This window comes from Acidithiobacillus sp. HP-2 (assembly GCF_015100155.1).
Classification (GTDB): domain Bacteria; phylum Pseudomonadota; class Gammaproteobacteria; order Acidithiobacillales; family Acidithiobacillaceae; genus Acidithiobacillus.
In genome coordinates, this window is sequence record NZ_JACKZA010000012.1 from 58,524 (window position 1) to 75,452 (window position 16,929).

A 16,929-nucleotide genomic window follows, 5' to 3' on the forward strand; every position below is an offset into this window, starting at 1 on the left:
TTTCAATGCCAAAGTAGTAACAGAAAGCCACTGCCATTCCATACCATATGAAGCAGGATTCCGGGCCAGAGTGAACGATAGCGGATGCGCAAAAATATTAATGCGGCTGCCAATAGCGCGATGATAATCAATGCCGGAGGGTAATGAAACTGTTCGATTTTGCTGGGTACATGGGCTAACACAAAAAGCAAACTGACGAACAGGGCCGACCAGCCTGATGAAAACCGCCGGCGCAGCCCGGCATATATGGCTCCCCGAAAAATAATTTCTTCGGCAAAGGGCGCAATGACAATCAGCAACAAAAGGACCACGTAGTGCGTCAATCCTGAGCCTTTCAGTCCCTCAAAGAGACCTAATGCGCGCGGGTTCAGATGGCTGGGCGGAGGAAATACCTGGAAAAGACCATGGGCAATGAGACCGATGAGAATGGCCAGTATCAAGGCCAGCAGATAGGCATATGGACGACTGGGTTTGCGCCAGGCAAAACCATCAGCTTTGCGCCAGACCTCCCGGGGAAATTTCATCTGTAAAAAAATCAGGATCGCCAATGCACAAAGCGTATAGCTCAGGATGCCCAGCCATATACGGAACGTAGTACTGATTTGGTGTAAGGACTTTTCCAGGACAGGCGGCGGCATTTTTTCATGGAGTAAGGCATAATGCATACCCAACTGCGCGCCGACGACAAAATCCCGCAGCATGACCATAACAACGACAATAATGGCCTGACCGAAGAAAAAGCTCAGAAAGAGGATTATCGCTGCCCAGGGCCCCCAATGCGTGCTAAGAGATTTTCTTGCAGACTGTTGCTTGCTTGTTTCTGCCGATAAAGCGTACTTTTGTCCTGTCTGCTGAATTTTTTGGGCAGAAAATTGGGATAAATTCCAGTCACTGCGACTCAGGCGTTGTCGGGCAAGATAGGCGGCAAACCCCACACTGACAAGGGCCATAAACATTAAAACCAGTGTTCCGCGCAGATGAAAGGGCACATGAATCAGGTGGCGATAAAACCAGTAGTGCGCGCTGCGCAACACCAGAAAAGCATCCAACCCAAAAGAAAGGAGCAGGATGATTTGCTGTCGGATACCGGTAAAGCCCAGGCCGATTATACCCATTGGTGCCCAGGCCAGCACCAGAATGCCCATATACAAAATCAACAAAATCATGCCGATTTGCAGGCTATGATATCCCAGCAGAATCAAAATAAGGGCCGGCCAAAGCAGTAATACCAGGGCCAGCAGGCTGGTATGCGCAGCGTAACTTTTTACAATGTGCGTACTTGCCTGCTGGTGATTGCCACCAAAACGACCGGTAAGCGTCAGATATTGCCAGTCAAATGCGCGTGCCGACCAGATACCCCATGATAAGACAGGTAGAAGGTAAATGACCGGAAGAAAAGGTAGAACCTGAGGCCAATGCGATGTACCAACCTGCAAAAATTGTAAGGCCATAAGAGTAGCCGGGAACAAGGGTTGGATGAAAAGAACCGCCAGAATTCCCTGCGGCCGTCGCGCCGTATCGAGAATGGGGTTGTGCCAGTTTCCGGGCATCCAGCGCCAGATTGCACTCCACGGAATGTTCTGGATGCGAATATCCTGGGGCCTGTGCAGGTATTCGGATAAAAAATCTTGCCACTCCCGTGGCGTTTTCCGCATCAGCAGGACGATGAGTAAAAGCAGAAGAATTCCCAGGACCGAATCCACTGGTGCGGGAATCGCCAAAAAAAGATCTCTGGCAGGTGGGAAAAATATGAGGGGATACACTGGAAGCAGGGGGAATCCCTGCCAATATTTTCGGTCTTTCCTGCGGCTTCCGCCGATATTGATCAAAATCGCATAAAAAGAGGCCCAAAATGCCACGTAAGCCGTTAAAATAAAGGCTCCTGCCAGGGGAATGTTTGAAAACCGCATTTCCCCGGCAATGATGACCAGCAAGAGAACTAGAATGGAAACAAATATACCAATGGCCTGTCTGCGAAAACTGGGTAAAATTCTTAAAAAGTCTTCAGAAATCATCCGCCAGTAATGGATGAGAAAGCCAGCCACGATAAAAAATGCGGGCAGTAGTATCATTGTAAAAACTGCTTGCGACGCCTGTGGCTTAGCCTGGGTGGAAAGTGAAAAGCCGATTGTTATACCCATCCCCATTAAAAATAACAGGTTACCCAGTATCAGGGTCAGGTTTTCCTGAAACAGCAGGCGCGGGTGGAGACAGCGCCAGATACCCATCAGTTGCTGTCTCTGGTCTTTGCCAGGAATCGGCTTTCCGCTTCTCCGGGCTGTAAGGTTTCGCGGGGCCATTCTGCAATTTTCTGGCCGTGGTGGAGTACCAGAAAACGCGAACAAATGCGTTCAAGATCAGAAACAATGTGGGATGAGAGCAGTACTGCAGCTTCATGCTCCAGGGCGTGTTCCTGCAGCAGGGACAGGAAATCCTGGCGGGCCTGTGGATCCAGTTGGGAAACTGGTTCATCCAGGATCAATAAACGCGGGCGGTGGCGCATGGCAAGAACAATTGCCAGACGTTGTCTTTGGCCACCCGAAAGTTCCTGAACTTTTTTGCTGGAGTCCAGATCAGCCCAGTCTTCGAGTTTTTTCCAGTGGCGACCGGAAGCAGGATAGAAGCCCGCAATCAACTCAAGAAGTTGCTTGACCCGCATCCAGGAAAAACCACTGAATTCCTGCGGTACAAAACCAGTCTGAATACGGTTTTGGGTATCCAGTTGCTGGATAGCCTGACCAAATAACTCAATGTCGCCCTCATTGGCGAGGATGAGACCGACCAGACAGGTCAGCAGGGTGCTTTTGCCGGCACCATTGGGACCCAGTAATGCCACGATTTCCCCAGGATATAAGTCCAGAGAAACATCCCTGAGTATCTGGGCTTCTCCATAGAATTTGCCAACACTTCTGCAGCGTAATAAGGCTGTGTCCTGCCCGGAAGAATTCATAGGCGTACACTCACCCGAATGGTTTCAGGACTTGCGAAAATTCTCCCGTTTTACCAATATGGGGCACTGATTGGAAATAGGACATTGCGGCTCCTGATCCGGTTTTTACCGGTTAGCAGTTTAATAATGGACAAATGCTAGCACCATAATATGACAATTTGATGAATGTCTATTGATCATGTAAAGAAAGAATCGGCCAGCCTTTGCTTGTGGCATGGGCACCCAGGCGTTCATCGGGGTTCACGGCAACGGGGTAATCGACGGTTTCCAAAAGGGGCAGGTCATTGTAGGAATCACTGTAAAAGGTGCTGCCTTGCAAACTTTGTTGCCAATCCAGTTGCTGCTCCTGCAACCAGTGACGCAGGCGTTCGATCTTTCCCGCCTGGAAGCAGGGGGTGCCGACCGTTTTGCCCGTAAATTCTCCATCTGCGTTTACTTCAGGTTCGGTAGCCAGGAGGTTTTCAATCCCAAATTCAGTGGCGATGGGTGCGGTCACGAAGCGATTGGTGGCCGTAATAATGACCAGCAAATCGCCCTGCTGGCGGTGGTCTTCCACCAAGGCCCGTGACCGGTTGGAGATCATGGGCAAAACCCTTTCCTGAAGATAATCACGATGCCAGACATCCAGTTGGGCACGGGGGTGGGCGGCTAATGGCGTGAGCTGAAAGTCCAGAAAGGCATGGATGTCCAGGCGTCCGGCCACATAATCGGCGTAAAACTGATCATTGCGATGATTGAATTCTTCCGCATCGACAATGCCACGACTGCCCAAAAACTCCATCCAGGCGTGGTCGGAATCACCGGTCAGCAGGGTGTTATCGAGGTCAAACAGGGTCAAAGCCATACATTCTCCTTCTGGTTGGTAGTTCAATTATCTGCAAAAATATACCAGAAAGGGCATTCGGGATACGCCGCCCAAAAATTATCCACGCCTGAATTTCAGCAAAGGAGTAATGAGTGGCATCAGCCAATGACAGGGACCTGCAGCGGATTATGCAGTTACGCGCGCAACTGAGTGAAGCGAATGCCGCCTACTACCAGAAAGATGCGCCGACGCTCAGCGATCCGGAATATGATGCGCTCCTGCGGGAACTTCAGGCACTCGAAAATCGCTATCCACAGTGGCGCAGTGCTGACTCGCCGACGCAAAGGGTAGGTGCGGTACCCCTCAGCAATTTTGCCGAAATACATTATCGTGTGCCCATGACCTCTCTGGACAATGTGTTTGACGATGCGGGTTTTGCAGACTGGTTGGCGAGAGTCCACAAGGGTCTGGGACGCGAGCAGGTCAGTTTGAGCGCCGAACCCAAATTTGATGGTCTTTCGGTCAACATCCGCTATGAAAACGGACAATTACTGCAGGCTGGCACCCGGGGAGATGGTCACACAGGCGAAGATGTAACAGGTAATGTGCGTAGTATTCGCAATGTGCCTTTGCAACTTCAGGGAACAGGTTGGCCGGATATTCTTGAAGTGCGCGGCGAGGTGGTCATTCCCGTGGCGGCTTTTGAGCGTTTGAATGCAGAACGTTTACGGAATGATGAAAACCCGTTTGCCAATCCCCGCAATGCAGCGGCAGGGAGCTTGCGGCAACTGGATTCACAAATCACAGCGCAAAGGCCTCTTGCTTTTTTCCCCTGGGGCTGGGGGGAGCTGAGTGCGCCCTTCGCAGAAACTCATCTTGAAGTGTTACATCAACTTGCTGGCTGGGGATTTGAAGTAACTTCTTACTTGAATAAAATTGATCATCTTAATGATTGTAAGATGTATTATTCACAAATGCAGAATTTACGTGAACACATGCCCTTTGAAATAGATGGCCTGGTGTTCAAGGTGAATAATCTGGATGAACGGCAGCGCCTGGGCTTCACAGCGCGCGCGCCGCGCTGGGCTATTGCCTATAAATTCCCGGCGCATGAGGAAAAAACCGTGGTTGAGGTCATTCTGGCTTCGGTGGGACGCACCGGTGTGATTACCCCTGTTGCCCAATTGCGGCCCGTGCAGGTGGGTGGCGTGACCGTCAGTCGCGCCAGCTTGCATAATCAGGATGAAGTAGATCGCAAGGATATCCGGGTAGGTGATACGGTGTTGGTGCGACGGGCGGGTGATGTAATTCCTGAAGTGGTCATGGTCATCCTTGAAGCCAGACCGGAGCATACGCAGCCCTGGCAGATGCCTGCTCATTGTCCGATCTGTGGATCAGAAGTGTTGCGCCTCAGTAATGAAGCCGCGCATCGTTGCATGGGGGGTATTTATTGCCCGGCGCAAAGAATGGGTGCTATCAGTCATTTCGCTTCACGCAAAGCCATGGATATTCGTGGTCTGGGTGAAAAACTGATTACCCAACTGGTAGAGCGTGAACTGGTCAAAACGGTGGCCGACATTTATTCCCTCAATGAAGACGTATTGTGTGGTCTGGAGCGTATGGCCCGTAAATCCGCACAAAATCTGCTCGCCGAAATTGCTGCCTCCCGGCAAACCCAACTTTGGCGCTTTTTGTATGCCCTGGGTATTCGTCAGGTCGGTGAAACGACAGCCAAATCACTGGCTGAGCACTTTGGCGATATTGATCCGCTGATGGCGGCAGATGAGGCACAACTGCAGAATATTCCGGATGTAGGGCCTATTGTCGCCGAGTCCGTCCAGCATTTTTTTGCGCAATCCCATAATCAGGAAGTGATTACGGCCTTGCGCACTGCAGGCCTGCACTGGGAGAAGGTCGCGCCCAAAAGCTCTGGACATTTGGCTGGGCGCATATTTGTTCTGACAGGAACTCTCCCGCACATGAGTCGGGAGGAAGCCAAGGCAGCTATTGAGTCGACGGGAGCGAAGGTCAGCAGTTCGGTTTCTGCGAAAACCGATTATGTGGTGTTGGGTGCGGATGCGGGCAGTAAGGCAGAAAAAGCTGCCAAGTTAGGCATTGCGACACTGGATGAAGCGCAGTTGCTGGCTTTGCTGGAGGATGATCCCTGACTGTACATGTGATTTGAAACTTAGCGGCGCGGCAGCGGTCACAAGGGCTATTGCCACAAGGAGAGAAAAAATGCCACGTTTCCGTGTCCGCCTGCCCATTATGCATATGCTATGGATGCTATTGCCTGCTTCCTTGCTTTTGACAGGATGCGCGCAGGAAGTCTCACCCCATCCGGTCGCCCACATACCTGTGCCTTCCCATGTTATAACCCAGCCACCTACCCAGCGTTATGCGGCTCCAGGCGTACAGAGTGAGGATATTAATGGTCCCCTCGGGGGGCGGAACAAGTATTTGTCTGACGCTGAACTGGCCGCCTTACCCACGCATCTGCGCGTTCATTTTGCTACGAACAGTAGTCAGGTCAATGTCCACGGTCGTCGTATTGCCCTGGATAATGCCCGGTTTTTATTAAAATTCCCCCATGTAAACGTACGCCTGGAAGGTAACTGCGACCAACGTGGCACCCAGGAATACAATCTGGCCCTGGGAAATCGCCGGGCAGAATCCGTGGCGCGCCTGCTGGAGGCTGATGGGGTATCTGCCAGCAGAATTCAGATGGTTTCCTTTGGTAAGGACAATCTGCTGTGTTACGCCAATGATCCCAAGTGCTGGAAGCGCAACCGGCGCGTGGATTTTGTCTATCATGCCATGTTATCAGACTCCAACTAGTGGTACTGGCAGACGCGTGAGCGCTTGGCGACCAGTTTTTCTGGAGATCGGCATGATGGCCTTCCTGACCGGTTGTGCAGCCTTACCGCCAGTTTCCAGCCATGCGGCTACAGCAGAGTGTAACAGGGACAGAGCTGAGGTTGGAGTTATTGATATAGGCTGGCATACCGGATTGATCATTCCTGCTGATGAAATGCAGGGTGACTTAAAGTTTGTACCGCAGTATTTTCGGGTCAAGCCTCATGACTGGATTTTTGGATGGGGTAACCGGCGCTACTATATGGCCGAAAACCCCAGTGTCTGGGAGGGAATCAGCGCCCTGTTGCCTTCGCATAGCGTGATGCTGATCAGAGCCGTGGAAAATCTGAGTGCAGCAAGCGATCTGCCGGGTGTTAAAGTCCGGTGGTTACCGGTCACTCCGGAAAATCTGCACAGACTGGCTAATTATATAGCCGCCTTTCTGACTGTAAACCATACAGACGGGTTGACAGTTGTTGGGGCCGGGCCTTATCCTCGCAGCAAATTTTTTGCCTCGCCGGGTACGTATGATGCTTTTCATACCTGCAATACCTGGACCGTAACCGCTCTGAAAACGGCGGGTTATCCGGTGCATCCGGCGGGGGTAATTTTCGCGGGGCAGGTGCTCAGCCAGCTGAAAACATTGCCGGTCTGTAAATAGCGCTGTTCCGCCCAAATACGTCCGTCGGGGTATATGAAATCAGCAAATACATCTGTTTCGTCCATTGCCGCGCTGAATGACGCCACTCTCGGGCTTTTTCACTTAAAAACCATGTTAACTGCCGGACTGGGATTTTTTTCGGCAGCCTATGATTTATTTATCATTGGATACGCCTTGGCACTGATTCGTCAGGAATGGCATCCTGATGCCCTGATGATGGGCCTGATTGGCTCCGTTTCTTTGCTTGCCGTACTATTTGGGGCATATCTGTTTGGTAGAATTGCGGATATTTATGGGCGCCGCAAAATATACGGTATCGAAGCCCTGTTGATGGTGCTCGGCGCACTCGGATCTGCCTGCGCCAATGATATTACCACATTGATTATCTTTCGTTTTATTCTGGGGCTGGGGGTAGGTGGAGATTATCCTTTGTCTTCAGTGATCATGAGCGAATATGCCAATCGGGATAATCGCGGATTGCTGGTGGGTCTGACTTTTTCCTTTCAGGCTTTGGGGGTTTTGATTGGCCCTGGTATTGCCCTGGCATTGTTGGCCGCACAAATTGACCATGACCTGGCCTGGCGCATCATGCTGGGGCTGGGGGCGTTTCCTGCGCTTGGTGCATACTGGATGCGACGCAGCATGCCGGAATCACCGCGTTGGCTGAATCGGGCCACAAAAGCCCCCAACCACGCGGATTCATCGGTTACCTCTGCAAAGCCACTGAGACATTACTGGCGATATTTGTTGGGTACGGCTGGGGCCTGGTTTGCTTTTGATTATGCCTATTATGGGAATACTATTTCGACGCCCATGATTATGCATGCGCTGGCCCCACATGGTGGGCTGATGGCCAATATTGCCTGGAGCTGGATTGTTTTTGCAATTGCTGCAGTGCCAGGATATTTTCTTGCGGCATTTACTCTGGACCGTATTGGTCATCGCCGTCTGCAATTGATCGGTTTTTTTTGCATGGGTATGGCTTTTCTCGCCATTGGCGTGATTCCTGATATAGCCGGGGCATTTGCTCTGTTTATTGCCTTGTATGCCATCAGTTATTTTTTCGCAGAATTTGGCCCGAATACCACTACATTTGTCCTGGCTTCAGAAATTTATCCTGCTCATTTACGGACTACAGCCGCTGGTGTTTCCGCAGGGACAGCCAAGGTAGGCGCATTTATCGGGGTGTTTTTATTTCCCATTCTGCTCCAGGCGATGGGCATAGAAAACACCCTTCTGCTCACTTTTTTATTCAGTATGACGGGATTGGCCCTGACTATTTTATTGCCTGAGCCCGCCCGCCAGAATCTGGAAAAGGTAGCAGGCGAGGAAAATCTGGTTGAGCGGACGTTTTCCGCTTCGGACGGACCAAATCCTGAGATTAACCCGGAGGGGTCTGGTGCTGAAGGGAAACAGCAGATTGCAGGCTGATGCGTAACAAGGTCAGATTTTCGTGATTATACAATTCATAACTGACATAAATGCGTTGGATATGGAGATTATCCGGCAGGCTTCTGCGCATGTCAGGAACATCCCGACTGGGTAAGACCAGATAAAGGGGACTGGGGTTATGGCGCAGAATGTTTTGTAATTCCGCCATATGCTTGGGCTGGTGCAAAATCATGTTGCCACGCCCGGCATAAAACAGAAAATTGGGCTGGAACCAATGCCAGGCGGCAATACTGTAGGGGTTGTCGCCTTGATACTGACGGATTTTTTCGCCCATGAAGTAAGAAGGCTTCAAAATATTCAATGCCGGCTCGGTGTAGGTCATCAGCGCGAAAGTCAAGGCGGCGGCCCCGGCGGTCAGAGTGATCAACCAGCGTCCAACCTGGTCTTTCCATACCCAAAGTGCGGCAAGGACGGCAGACAGGGCATAGGGTAAGCCCAGGTAATAAAGCGAGCCCAGAGGAGGAATTTTTGCCGGCACGATTATAGCGCCGGCATAGACCAGTGCCGCCCCGACGCTGAAAAGCACGGACAAGGACATATATAATCCCCGGCGGTGAAAGGGCATTTCCCCGGACAGGGCCTGGTAAATGCGTCTTCCGAGAAAAATAAACAGGGGTGGATAGGCTTCCCAGACATAATTGGGCAGTTTGGTGGCGGAAATACTGAAAAAAATGACCCACACCAATAGCCAGCTGAGCAAAAAGGTATCCACAGGATATTGCTGGATCAGTTGCTTGCGTTTGTGCCACAGAGGCCGCAGTGCCTGAGGGAGAAATACGGACCATGGGAGCAGGGCGAGGGGAATGGTCAGCAGGTAGTAAAAAAACGGCCCCTGATGCCCCTGCATTTCAGCATTATATCGGCTGATATTGGCCCGCAAAAGAAAACCCAGATCCCATCTCCAGTGGCTTTCTACCCCCACGGCAACGTACCAGGGCAGGCCGATCAGTAAAAATAAAGGTAAGCCCCACTGCAGACGCCCTTCTTTCCATAAATAGGGGAGATTACCGCGCAACAATAAAAAAACCACAATAATCAGCCCCGGAATCAGGAAGCCTATCGGTCCTTCATCCACAGTGGCCAGGGCCATGGCGGCATAACTGAGTAAAATATTGAAGCTGCGTGTCTCCGGGAATTGATAGGCGTGCAAATAGCTGATCAGACTCATGCTGACAAATAAAATCAACAAGGGGTCCGGTACCGCTGCCCGGAAAATGATCTGGCTATGCAAGATAGTGGCGGCCACCAGGCCCGTCAGCAAAGCGGGGCCGCTGCCTATCAGGCGCCGTGTGGAGACAGTCAGGTACAGGACAAACAGCGCCCCCACCAACACCGAACCCATACGCAAACCCCAGCTGTTCATTCCGAACACTTCCACACCACCCCACATGAGCCAGTAATTCAGAGCGGGTTTGGCAACGCGCAGGGTCCCGTTGAACAGGGGAACCACAAAATTATGCTGGGCAAACATTTCCTTGAGCGCCTGAGCATTATTGGGCTCATCAATATCCCAGAGGCTGCCGCTGCCACTGTGGTAGGCAAAGAGGATAAAAGCACCCAGAAACAACAGGCCGCATAAAAAATAAAAACGGGACAGACTAAGGGTTTTGTTGAAGGCCATATCAGCGGGCGGTCTCCATGGTAGGGGTCAGCAGTGCGGCGCTTATCATATCAAAAATATGGTCCTGATCCTCCATGGCTTACAGCAAAGCGGGTTGCCGGGAACTTTTGTATTGTCTACATATCATATTAGGCTTATACACCGACCAACTGCTCCAATGCTTCAGGTAGAACTATTTGTTGTTATTGAACCGTATTGTCAATGGATAGACCCGTAAAATTCCTGCCCGCAGGACGGGCGCGTCTGGTCATCATCGTCCTCTTGCTGACTTTTGCAGTTATGTTGCTTCGCGATATCTATCTGCAGATTCTGGACCAGTCCACTCTGCGCCAGCAGGGCCAAATGCGTTATTTACGCGCTATTTCCCTGCCAGCCAGTCGGGGAATCATCACGGCCCGTAATGGTGAACCTCTGGCGGTGAATGTTCATGCGGTCACCATCTGGGCGGACCCTGCCATTCTGGATAAACACCACGACCAATGGGCAGCACTCAGTCATGCCCTGCATCTCTCCGAAGCCAGTTTTGCCCGTCGAGTGGCCAGTGGGGGAGCAGATTATGCCTACATTGAACGTCAGATTGCTCCGGAGTTCGGAACGGCTCTACAAAAACTGCAGGTGCCGGGCATTTATGTGCAGGATACCAGCCGCAGTTATTATCCTATGGGCGCGGTGACAACACCCCTGCTGGGGTTGGTGGATCAGGCTCATCAGGGTTCTGCAGGTTTGGAGCGTGGTTACAACACCTGGCTCAGGGCGCATCCCGGAAAGGAACTGGCACTGGTGGATGGACATAGCCAGATAGTGCACGTGGCCAAAGTGCAAAAACTCTCGCATTTTGGTCATCCCCTGCAGCTCACCATTAATCCCCAGATTCAATATTGGGCCTATATTACCCTGACCCGCTCACTGCATCATTTTCACGCCAAAGATGGATCTGCGGTGGTGATGAATGTGCATACCGGACAGATTCTGGCCATGGTCAGTGCACCCAGTTGCAATCCCAATGCAGAGGGTTCCTGCATGGATCCTGCCGACTATACCAATAATGCCGTGCATCAGGCCTTTGAACCGGGTTCAGTGATGAAACCCTTTGTTGTAGCGGCAGCCCTGGCGAGCCACAGTGTTCAGCCTGATGCCCGATTCAATGTGTTTCATCCGCTGATGGTGGACGGTTATGCCATCACGGATGATGTGCGCCATCACATCCTGAATATTGAACATATTCTCAAATATTCCAGCTGTATCGGGGCCTCCAAAATTGCACTCAAAACCCCCGAGCAGATTATTTACAATATGTACCGTAGCGCCGGGTTCGGGCGCAAACCCGATCTCGGTTTCGTAGATGCGACTTCAGGGGTGCTTCCCAACTGGCATAGCTGGAGTCTGGCGCGCCATGCCACCATTGCCCTGGGTTATGGGGTTAGTGTCACCACCCTGCAATTGGCAGATGCTTATGCCGCCTTTGCCAACGGGGGCTACCATATGCGACCGGAATTGGTCATGGGGCAGGCACCAGTCGCCAAGAGAATTATGCCTGCCTGGGTGGCCAAAAAATTGCGAGTCTGGCTGCAGAGTGTGGCGGAGCCGGGAGGAACAGGTATCTTGGCGGCCATTGAGGGCTATCATGTAGCGGGCAAGACGGGTACAGCCAATATGGCCAATGGTCATGGCGGCTTTTATGGACATACCACCAATGCCACCTTTGTCGGCTTTGCTCCCGGCAATCATCCCCAACTGGTGATGGCCGTTTCCCTGCGCGGTAGTCATTTCAAATGGAATTTTGGGGGCATAGAAGCGGCACCCGTATTTCGGGTGACCATGCGTCATGCCTTGCAGGAGCTGAATGTGGCTCCTGCCTGCCATCATGGCCCGACCATGCGCATCACCATCATGCCCGGCCAGAATCTGGCAGAAATTGCCCAGCAGTATCACAGTTCTGTTGCCCATCTCATGCAGATCAATCAGATGACTAATCCGGAAGATATCGACTCGGGCGCATTACTCATGGTGCCCACTCCCAAGGGGGGTAAGCATATTTGCCGTTTTGAGGCACCGCTGGTTTCCAGAGCTCAGGCCGAAATCTGGAGTGAAGGCGGGGGTGGGGCATAGTACCGGGTCATATTGGCCCGGTCATGTTGTTTAGGTGTCCCCAGAATAATTCAATTGGGGGTTTTGTTTTTACCGCAATGGGCACAGACACCGTTCACCACCAGTTCCATTTCGATGACCGAATAATCCTTGGGAAGAGTGGGCGTGGAGACCGTGCTCTCCGGGAGACAAAATACCTGCCCACAGGAAACACAGTGAAAATGGGGATGCTGATTGGATTGTTCCAGGCGCCGGGCACTGAAACGCCAGACCCGATCATCAGCGGTAATGCGGTGGGCCAGGCCGATATCCACTAACCACTCCAGATTGCGATATAAGCTGACCCGATCTACCGGGCTTGCGATACTTGATTCCAGACGTTGCTGTACTTCGGGATGGCTCAGGGGCTGCTCCGCGTCCAGAAGCGTCCTGTAAACAGCAACGCGTAACTTGGTGACGCGCTGCCCCGCGTCCCGCAATAGCTGGGTTACTTCTGCATCACTGTGCGTGGGGGAGGGCGTATCATGCGCATGATTTTTCATGGGTTCATGCTAGAGCAGCCCCTGCATGGGTGCAAGTCCGACCGTGATCCGGGGAATGGCTGGACATCAGGGCATCAGCCGCGCTAGATTTTCAGCAGGTTCACTCAGGAGTCTTCCATGTCCTCAGAAAAAATCGCCGTTGGTCAAGATGCCCCGCAATTTCACGCTGCTGCTTATGGCAAGGATTCAGAAATCCGTTTGCGCGATCTCAACGGCAAAATTGTCGTCCTTTATTTTTATCCCAAGGATGATACTCCCGGCTGCACCACAGAAGGTCAGGAATTTACGGCACTTTATCCTGATTTTCAGGCGGCTGGCGCAGAAGTTTTGGGCGTTTCCCGCGACACTCTGGCCAGCCATGAAAAATTCGCCTGCAAGTTCAATTTCCCTTTCCCTCTTCTGGCAGATACGGACGAAGCACTCTGCACCGCTTTTGATGTGCTCAAGGAAAAAAACATGTATGGCAAAGTCAGTATTGGCGTAGAGCGCAGTACCTTTATTATTGACCGGCAAGGCAAAATTGCCTATGTGGAGCGCAAGGTCAAAGCGGCAGGTCATGCGGCGGCGATACTTGATATTGTCAAAAAACTCCCATGAGTGCCGGTAAAGCGGTTGCCAAGGAGCCCCAAAAACCACGGCTTTATATTCTCGACACCAATGTCCTGATGCACGATCCAGCGTCGCTGTTCCGCTTTCAGGAACACGACATTCTGCTTCCCATGATTGTTCTGGAAGAGCTGGATCAGCATAAAAAAGGACTCAGCGAGCAGGCCCGTAACGTCCGTCAGGTCAGTCGCAGGCTCGATGAACTGCTGACGGATACGGCGGATCTGGATCAGGGCCTGCCTTTACCCTACGCCCAGGGCCGCCTGTTTTTTCAGACGGCGGCCTACCAGCAGGCTTTGCCGGAAGATCTGGCGGGTGGTAAGGCTGATAACGAAATTCTTGCGGTCACCTTGGCCTTGCAAAATCGTCACCCTGAAAAAGATGTCATTCTGGTCAGCAAGGACATCAATCTGCGCATCAAGGGCCGGACCCTGGGTATTCGCGTGGAAGACTACGAAAATGACCGGGCCCTGGAAGACGCGGACTTATTGTACACAGGCTCAGAAATTCTCAGTGCAAATTTCTGGGACCAGCACAGTCGCGATCTGGATGCCTGGCAGGAAAGCGGGCGCAGTTTTTACAAAATCAGCGGTCCGGCCATTCAGCATTGGCATGCCAATGAATTTATTGCCCTGAATCAGGGGGAGGCTGGTGCCGATGAATTCGCGGCTATTGTCCGCGAAGTACATCCTGAACATGCCATCATCGAGCGGATCACGGATTATCGACATGATCGTCATGCTGTTTGGGGAATTATCGCCCGTAATCCTGAGCAGAATTTTGCCTTGAATCTGCTGATGGATCCAGACATTGATTTTGTCACCCTGCTGGGTCATGCCGGCACCGGAAAAACCCTGCTGACCCTGGCGGCCGCTCTGGATCAGGTTTTTGAACATAAACGCTATTCGGAAGTCATTATTACCCGGGCAACGGTACCAGTAGGCGAAGAAATTGGTTTTCTGCCGGGGACTGAAGAAGAAAAAATGCAGCCATGGATGGGTGCGCTGGAAGACAATCTGGAAATTCTGGCGCGCAGCAGCGATGAAGCCGGGAGTTGGGGGCGCAGTGCGACCCAGGACTTGCTAAACAAACGCATTCGCGTGAAATCCATGAGTTTCATGCGGGGGCGCACTTTTCTGGAGAAATTTGTCATTATCGACGAGGCCCAGAATCTCACCTCCAAGGAAATGAAAACCCTGATTACCCGGGCAGGCCCCGGCACCAAAATTGTCTGCCTGGGCAATATTGCCCAGATTGATACGCCCTACCTGACGGAAACCACCTCGGGTCTGACCTATGTGGTGGATCGCTTCAAGGATTGGGCACATAGCGGCCACATTACCCTGCGCCGTGGAGAACGCTCAAGACTGGCGGATTTTGCCAACGAAGCTCTATAGATGACTTGTCGGGTGGCCTGCAGAACCCTTAGACTGCGCTAGGCTTTTGAGGGGGAGAGCGGGCATGAGCTGGACGGTGGCCGATAGTCGTCATCTTTACAATCTTCAGCAATGGGGCGAGGGTTATTTTGACATCGCCGAAGACGGGCAAATGCTGGTGCGGCCCGATGCGCGTGCGGACAGTCCGGCGATTGGACTGGCTGATGTGGCCAGCGAATTGGGAGAACACTCCCTGGGGCTGCCCTGTCTGCTGCGTTTTCCACAAATTCTCGGTCACCGGGTAGAAAAACTCCGTGGCGCCTTTACGGCCGCCATGCAGGATACGCGCTATCAGGGGGGCTATACCCCGGTTTATCCCATCAAGGTCAATCAGCAACGTCGGGTTGTGGAAGAAATTCTGCGGGCGGGCTCAGGCAATGTGGGTCTAGAAGCAGGCAGCAAGCCGGAATTACTGGCCGTGCTGGGCTTAATGCCCGTAGGCGGAACAGTCATTTGCAATGGCTATAAGGATCGCGAGTATATTCGTTTGGCCTTGAGCGGCGAAAAGCTGGGCTTGCGGGTTTATCTGGTGGTGGAAAAAATATCGGAATTACCGCTCATCCTCAGTGAATCCCGGGATCTTGGTGTCCAACCCCGCATTGGCGTTCGCGCCCGGCTGGCTTCGGCAGGTGCCGGAAAATGGCAGAATACGGGTGGAGAAAAATCCAAGTTTGGTTTGTCCACCGCGCATATTCTCGATTTGCTTGAACATCTACGCCGGGAAAATGCCCTGAAAAGTCTGCAGTTACTGCATTTTCATCTGGGTTCGCAAATTCCAAATATTCAGTTTATCAAGGGCGGCATGCGCGAGTGCGCGCGACTGTATGCCGAGTTGCGGCGTCTGGGTGCGGCACTGGAAGTCGTGGACGTAGGCGGCGGTCTGGGGGTGGATTACGAAGGAACCCATTCGCGTGCCTATTGCTCGACCAACTATCATGTCAGCGATTATGCACATGCCATTGTCAGTGCCCTGGCTGAGGTGTCCCGCCAGGAAAATTTGCCGGAGCCCCATGTGGTTTCGGAATCGGGCCGGGCTCTGACCGCTCACCATGCCATTTTGTTGACGAATGTGACAGATGTGGAAATGGCAGCAGGAGAGCTGCCCTTGTCTGCAACTGCCGCGCAGGGAATCACCGAGGAATGGCAACGGCTGTTGCAACGCCTGGAGAATGCGCAGGCTTCCGATGCCCTGGAGGTTTATCAGGAAGCCATTTACCTGCTGGGTGAAGTGCATCAACAATTTAATCTTGGTCTGCTGCATATTGAACAAAGAGCGCAGGCGGAAGAAATTTACGCGCGCGTTATCTGGCAGGTGCGCCGCTTTCTGGACCCCCATAATCGGGCGCATCGGGATATTCTGGATGAACTGGACGAAAAAATTGTGGATAAATATTTCGTGAATTTTTCGTTATTTCAATCTTTGCCGGATGTCTGGGCGATTGACCAGATTTTCCCCATTATGCCTATCCAGCGTTTAAATGAAGAACCAAAACGTCGCGCCCGGATTGAAGATATTACTTGTGATTCCGATGGTCGGATTGACGCCTATGTGACCGCAGAAGGCCTGACGCCGGCCTTGCCGGTTCATGCCGTGCAAAATGACAAGCCCTATATATTGGGTATATTTATGGTGGGTGCCTATCAGGAAATTCTTGGTGATATGCACAATCTTTTCGGCGATACGGATTCGGTGAATGTGGTTTGTAATGCGCAGGGTCAGGTTCTTCTGGAGCAGCCTGTGGCCGGAGATACCGTAGAATCGGTATTGAATTACGTGCAGTTTTCTGCTCCGGATTTACTGGCGCGTTATCAGAAAAAAGTCGATCAATGTACCCATCTCAACCCTGAGCAACGGCATCTTTTCCTGCAACAATTTGCCGATGGTCTGCATGGCTATACCTATCTGGAGTGA

13 protein-coding genes are annotated in these 16,929 nt (G+C 52.1%); 8 read left to right on the forward strand and 5 right to left on the reverse strand.

The window, feature by feature from the left end:
• Positions 1-2: 2 nt before the first annotated feature.
• The 3 genes from H7F11_RS10860 to H7F11_RS10870 all read right to left on the reverse strand — a co-directional run bounded on the left by H7F11_RS10860 (position 3) and on the right by H7F11_RS10870 (position 3,794).
• Positions 3-2,072 (reverse strand): CPBP family intramembrane glutamic endopeptidase, encoded by a 2,070-nt coding sequence (locus H7F11_RS10860; protein ID WP_193649372.1) that lies wholly within the window; start codon positions 2,070-2,072, stop codon positions 3-5.
• Positions 2,073-2,227: 155 nt separating this feature from the next.
• Positions 2,228-2,950 carry an ABC transporter ATP-binding protein gene (locus H7F11_RS10865; RefSeq protein ID WP_193649371.1) on the reverse strand — a complete coding sequence of 241 codons (723 nt, stop codon included), beginning with the start codon at positions 2,948-2,950 and terminating at the stop codon, positions 2,228-2,230.
• Positions 2,951-3,119: 169 nt separating this feature from the next.
• A complete protein-coding gene (locus H7F11_RS10870; protein WP_193649370.1) occupies positions 3,120-3,794 on the reverse strand; it encodes an HAD family hydrolase in 675 nt (224 codons plus the stop codon).
• A gap of 149 nt (positions 3,795-3,943) precedes the next feature.
• On the opposite strand from H7F11_RS10870, the gene ligA reads away from it, so the two are divergent.
• The 4 genes from ligA (at position 3,944) to H7F11_RS10890 (ending at position 8,703) form a co-directional block, all read left to right on the forward strand.
• Positions 3,944-5,923 (forward strand): NAD-dependent DNA ligase LigA, encoded by a 1,980-nt coding sequence (gene ligA, locus H7F11_RS10875; RefSeq protein ID WP_193649501.1) that lies wholly within the window; start codon positions 3,944-3,946, stop codon positions 5,921-5,923.
• Between the two features lie 70 nt (positions 5,924-5,993).
• Positions 5,994-6,593, forward strand: coding sequence for an OmpA family protein (locus H7F11_RS10880; protein ID WP_227485433.1), 600 nt, complete (start codon positions 5,994-5,996; stop codon positions 6,591-6,593).
• 52 nt (positions 6,594-6,645) lie between these two features.
• Positions 6,646-7,272, forward strand: a complete 627-nt coding sequence (locus H7F11_RS10885; RefSeq protein WP_193649369.1) for a DUF2459 domain-containing protein — start codon at positions 6,646-6,648, stop codon at positions 7,270-7,272.
• A 33-nt stretch (positions 7,273-7,305) separates the two neighbouring features.
• Positions 7,306-8,703 (forward strand): MFS transporter, encoded by a 1,398-nt coding sequence (locus H7F11_RS10890; RefSeq protein WP_193649368.1) that lies wholly within the window; start codon positions 7,306-7,308, stop codon positions 8,701-8,703.
• Here the strand turns inward: H7F11_RS10890 and H7F11_RS10895 are convergent.
• Entirely contained in the window at positions 8,654-10,345 is a 1,692-nt protein-coding gene (locus tag H7F11_RS10895) for an ArnT family glycosyltransferase (RefSeq protein WP_193649367.1), read from the reverse strand. The genes H7F11_RS10890 and H7F11_RS10895 overlap by 50 nt on opposite strands.
• A 201-nt stretch (positions 10,346-10,546) precedes the next feature.
• Here H7F11_RS10895 and H7F11_RS10900 point away from each other — a divergent pair, with 201 nt between their 5' ends.
• The gene (locus H7F11_RS10900; RefSeq protein ID WP_193649366.1) at positions 10,547-12,454 is read left to right on the forward strand and encodes a peptidoglycan D,D-transpeptidase FtsI family protein; all 1,908 of its coding nucleotides are present in this window, start codon (positions 10,547-10,549) and stop codon (positions 12,452-12,454) included.
• Between the two features lie 50 nt (positions 12,455-12,504).
• Here H7F11_RS10900 and H7F11_RS10905 read toward each other — a convergent pair whose 3' ends face one another.
• Entirely contained in the window at positions 12,505-12,975 is a 471-nt protein-coding gene (locus tag H7F11_RS10905; RefSeq protein ID WP_193649365.1) for a Fur family transcriptional regulator, read from the reverse strand.
• 117 nt (positions 12,976-13,092) lie between these two features.
• On the opposite strand from H7F11_RS10905, the gene H7F11_RS10910 reads away from it, so the two are divergent.
• The 3 genes from H7F11_RS10910 to speA all read left to right on the forward strand — a co-directional run bounded on the left by H7F11_RS10910 (position 13,093) and on the right by speA (position 16,929).
• On the forward strand, positions 13,093-13,572 hold the full coding sequence (locus H7F11_RS10910; RefSeq protein ID WP_193649364.1) for a peroxiredoxin: 480 nt from the start codon (positions 13,093-13,095) through the stop codon (positions 13,570-13,572).
• A complete protein-coding gene (locus H7F11_RS10915) occupies positions 13,569-14,978 on the forward strand; it encodes a PhoH family protein (protein ID WP_193649363.1) in 1,410 nt (469 codons plus the stop codon). The genes H7F11_RS10910 and H7F11_RS10915 overlap by 4 nt, the downstream gene beginning before the upstream one ends.
• A 64-nt stretch (positions 14,979-15,042) precedes the next feature.
• Complete coding sequence (gene speA, locus H7F11_RS10920) at positions 15,043-16,929, forward strand: biosynthetic arginine decarboxylase (protein WP_193649362.1); 1,887 nt, start codon at positions 15,043-15,045, stop codon at positions 16,927-16,929.